This window comes from Ideonella azotifigens, assembly GCF_006519715.1.
Lineage (GTDB): Bacteria > Pseudomonadota > Gammaproteobacteria > Burkholderiales > Burkholderiaceae_C > Ideonella > Ideonella azotifigens.
Window position 1 is genome coordinate 1 of sequence record NZ_VIDT01000641.1, and the last position, 3174, is coordinate 3174.

The 3174-nt window shown below is 68.5% G+C and carries 5 protein-coding genes; 3 read left to right on the forward strand and 2 right to left on the reverse strand.

Annotation, left to right across the window (positions count from 1 at the left end):
• Positions 1–54 precede the first annotated feature (54 nt).
• Positions 55–744 (forward strand): Vgb family protein, encoded by a 690-nt coding sequence (locus tag FKP22_RS25505; protein WP_141290549.1) that lies wholly within the window; start codon positions 55–57, stop codon positions 742–744.
• A gap of 22 nt (positions 745–766) precedes the next feature.
• Here the strand turns inward: FKP22_RS25505 and FKP22_RS25510 are convergent, their stop codons facing one another.
• Positions 767–1741: an alpha/beta fold hydrolase gene (locus tag FKP22_RS25510; protein WP_375140616.1), complete on the reverse strand. Its 975-nt coding sequence runs from the start codon at positions 1739–1741 to the stop codon at positions 767–769.
• A 184-nt stretch (positions 1742–1925) separates the two neighbouring features.
• On the opposite strand from FKP22_RS25510, the gene FKP22_RS25515 reads away from it, so the two are divergent.
• Both FKP22_RS25515 and FKP22_RS25520 read left to right on the forward strand, forming a co-directional pair.
• Positions 1926–2453, forward strand: coding sequence for a helix-turn-helix domain-containing protein (locus FKP22_RS25515; RefSeq protein WP_141290551.1), 528 nt, complete (start codon positions 1926–1928; stop codon positions 2451–2453).
• A gap of 1 nt (position 2454) precedes the next feature.
• On the forward strand, positions 2455–2862 hold the full coding sequence (locus FKP22_RS25520) for a VOC family protein (RefSeq protein WP_141290553.1): 408 nt from the start codon (positions 2455–2457) through the stop codon (positions 2860–2862).
• 7 nt (positions 2863–2869) lie between these two features.
• Here FKP22_RS25520 and FKP22_RS25525 read toward each other — a convergent pair.
• On the reverse strand, positions 2870–3174 hold a 305-nt coding region (locus FKP22_RS25525), incomplete at its 5' end, for a LysR substrate-binding domain-containing protein (protein WP_233446969.1).

Here is a 3174-nt window from a genome sequence, read left to right on the forward strand (position 1 = left end):
TGAGTAGAGTGACTTCCATGGCGCCGGAACCGCGGCGCTTCAAGGAGCAAAGCGATGAGCCAGGACACCCTCACCCAAGCCGCTGCCACCCCCACCACAGTGGCCGTGCAGCCCGCCGAGATCGTGCGCGAATACGGGCCCTTCCCGGGTGCGGACCGCGTCGGCGGCGTGACCCATGATGGCCGGCAGGTGTGGGCCGCCACCGGCCCCCGGCTGCTGGCCTTCGACCCCGCAGGCGGCGAGCCCACCCGCACGCTGGAACTGCCAGCCGATGCCGGCACCGCGTTCGACGGCAAGCACCTCTACCAGATTGCCGAGTCCCGCATCGACAAGATCGACCCCGCCACCGGCCAGGTCGTCGCGTCCATCCCCGCGCCCGGCAAGGGCGGCGACTCCGGCCTCACCTGGGCCGAAGGCAGCCTGTGGGTGGGCCAGTACCGTGACCGCAAGATCCACCAGATCGACCCCGCCACCGGCGCCATCCGCCGCACCATCGAATCCAACCGCTTTGTCACCGGCGTGACCTGGGTGGACGGCGACATGTGGCACGGCACCTGGGAAGGCGACGAGAGCGAATTGCGCCGCATCGACCCGCAAAACGGCGCCGTGCTGGAACGGCTGGAAATGCCACCGGGCACGGCCGTCAGCGGCCTGGAATCCGACGGGGCGGATCTGTTCTATTGCGGCGGTGGCGGCAGCGGCAAGGTCCGCGCCGTGCGGCGCCCGAAACGTGTCGTCGCCTGAACGCGCCGCGGCGCGCCCGGGTTCACTTGTTCAGGAACGCCACCAGCTTGGGCACGACCTGGTCGGTGGCCTCTTCCATCAGCCAGTGGCCCGAGTTCGGCACGATCACGCCTTCGACATTGGTGTTGACCAGCCTGGCCTGGGTGATCAGCGTCTGGCCGGAGGCCTTCTCGCCGGTCAGCACCAGCATCGGCATCGTCAGCGGGGTCTTGGCGAACTGCGCGAAGTCGACCGCGTCCTGCGCGAAGGCGTGGAACACCTCGAAGCCGGCGCGCATGCGGCCGGGCTTGCCGTAGGCCTTGGCGTAGAACACGCGGTCCGCCTCGGGGATCGAGTGCGCCGGATCCGCCGCGAAGTCGTTCCAGAAGTGCTCGAAGTAGATGCGTTCGCGGCCTTCCACCAGCGCCAGCGGCGTCTTGCCGTAGAAGTGGAAGTGCCACAGGTCGCGCAGCAGCCAGACGGATTGCCAGTCGCCCACGCCCGGCAGGAAGGCATCCATCAGCGCGATGCGGTCGACCTCGTTCGGATACTGGGCAGCGTAGGCATAGGCCACCATCAGGCCAATGTCGTGGCCGACGATGCGCACGCGGCCCAGCTTCAGCGTTTCGGCCAGGCCGTGAATGTCGCGTGCCATCTGGGCCTTGGTGTAGTCTGTCTCCGGCATGCTGGATTCGCCGAAGCCGCGCAGGTCCGGCGCGATCACCAGGTGGTTCTTCTGCAGCGCCTTGATCAGCGGCAGCCACATGTGGCTGGTCTCGGCATAGCCATGCATGAGGATGATGGGGTCGCCCGAACCCGCGACCAGGTAGTGCAGCCTGACGCCATTGACCTCGGCGAATTTGCTCTGTGGCGCCTGTGCAAGTGCGGGCGATGCGGCGGCCATCGACAACACAGCGGCCAGGATGGCGAAGACGCTGCGGACCCTGGATGCGATGCCGGAGAACTCGCGGCCGGGCTGGCCTGGCATGCCTGGATGGCGGTTCGTGATGCTTGTCATGGAAAGACCTTTGCGGTGGACATTGCGGATTTGCGAGGGTCCATGTTGCGCAAGGCACCGGCCCTTGGCATCTCGCGTTCGCGAGGGACAACTGCGGCTCTGTCCAGGCATGAAAAGCTCGGCCGAAAGGGGCAGGGCCTGTTCAGCGTTGCCTTAAAGTCGCCGCAGCACCGGGTGCCCACCAATGCCGCGAAACACCGCTTCCGAAGACCTGCCCGCGCCGCACGGCGAGGCGCCTGCCCACCAGGACCCTGCGCTGCTGCGCCGGCTGCTGCGTGCGAAGGACCGCATGGATGCCGCTTCGCACGAGGCCTGGCCGGTGCAGCGGCTGGCGGAGGTGAGCGGGGTGTCCGAGGCGCACTTCGCGCGCTCGTTCAAGCAGGCCTTCGGCCTGCCACCGCACCGCTACCTGCTGACGCGGCGCATCGAGCGCGCCACCGCGCTGCTGCGCGACACCGATTGGCCCGTCACCGAGATTGCGTTCCACACCGGCTGGGAAAGCCTGGGCACGTTTGGCCGCACCTTCCGGGACATCACCGGCGAAACGCCGAGCACGGTGCGGGCACGCGCACGGGCGGCGGGGCATGACCTCGGTCGCGTGCCGGCCTGCGTCCTGAGCGCCGCGCACCGGCCCGATCTGACGATGGCAGTTTCGGAGAAGCGGCGCCGCGGGGCCGGCGGTACAAAAGCGCCTGGCAACCAGGAGCTTTGAAATGAACCCAGGCATTGATGTGGTCGGCGTGTACGTGCGCGACCAGGACGAAGCGCTCGCCTTCTACGTCGAGAAACTCGGCTTTCGCGTGCAGGCAGACGTTGGCAATGGCGACTACCGCTGGCTCACCGTGCAGCACCCGGAGCAGCCCGGCTTCCAGCTCGGGCTGTTCAAGCCCGGCCCGCCGGTGCACGACGCCGCCACGGCGCAGACGCTGAATGCGATGGTCGCCAAAGGCGCGATGCCGCCGCTGGTGCTGCGCGTGGCCAACTGCCGCGCCGCCTACGACCGGCTGCTTGGCCTGGGCGTGGAGTTCACACAGGAACCCACGGACCGCTACGGCACCGTGGACGCCGGCTTCCGCGACCCGTCGGGCAACGGCTGGAAGATGATCCAGATGCGCGGCTGAGCTTGGCTCAAGGCGCGCCCGGCGTGCCGACCACGCCGACCACGAACTTCAGGAAGGCCTGCACCTTGGCCGGCACCTGGTGGCGGGACGGGTGGATCGCGTGCAGCGGAAAGCGCTCGTCCGGCCAGTCGGGGAACAGCTCGACCAGCTGGCCCTGCGCCAGCAGCGCCTGTGTGCCGAAGTCCATCACCTGGGCAATGCCGTAGCCGGCCAGGCAGGTGCTGAGCAGCGTGCCGGCATCGTTGACGATCAGCCGGCCATCGGTGGGCACCACCAGCCGGCGGCGCTTGCGGTGGAACTCCCAGGCGAAGG

What these genes read in the sequence shown, in the direction of transcription:
- FKP22_RS25505 (WP_141290549.1), top strand. Translation starts at nt 55, where the DNA reads ATGAGCCAGGACACCCTCACCCAAGCCGCTGCCACCCCCACCACAGTG.
- FKP22_RS25510 (WP_375140616.1), bottom strand. Translation starts at nt 1,741, where the DNA reads ATGACAAGCATCACGAACCGCCATCCAGGCATGCCAGGCCAGCCCGGC.
- FKP22_RS25515 (WP_141290551.1), top strand. Translation starts at nt 1,926, where the DNA reads ATGCCGCGAAACACCGCTTCCGAAGACCTGCCCGCGCCGCACGGCGAG.
- FKP22_RS25520 (WP_141290553.1), top strand. Translation starts at nt 2,455, where the DNA reads ATGAACCCAGGCATTGATGTGGTCGGCGTGTACGTGCGCGACCAGGAC.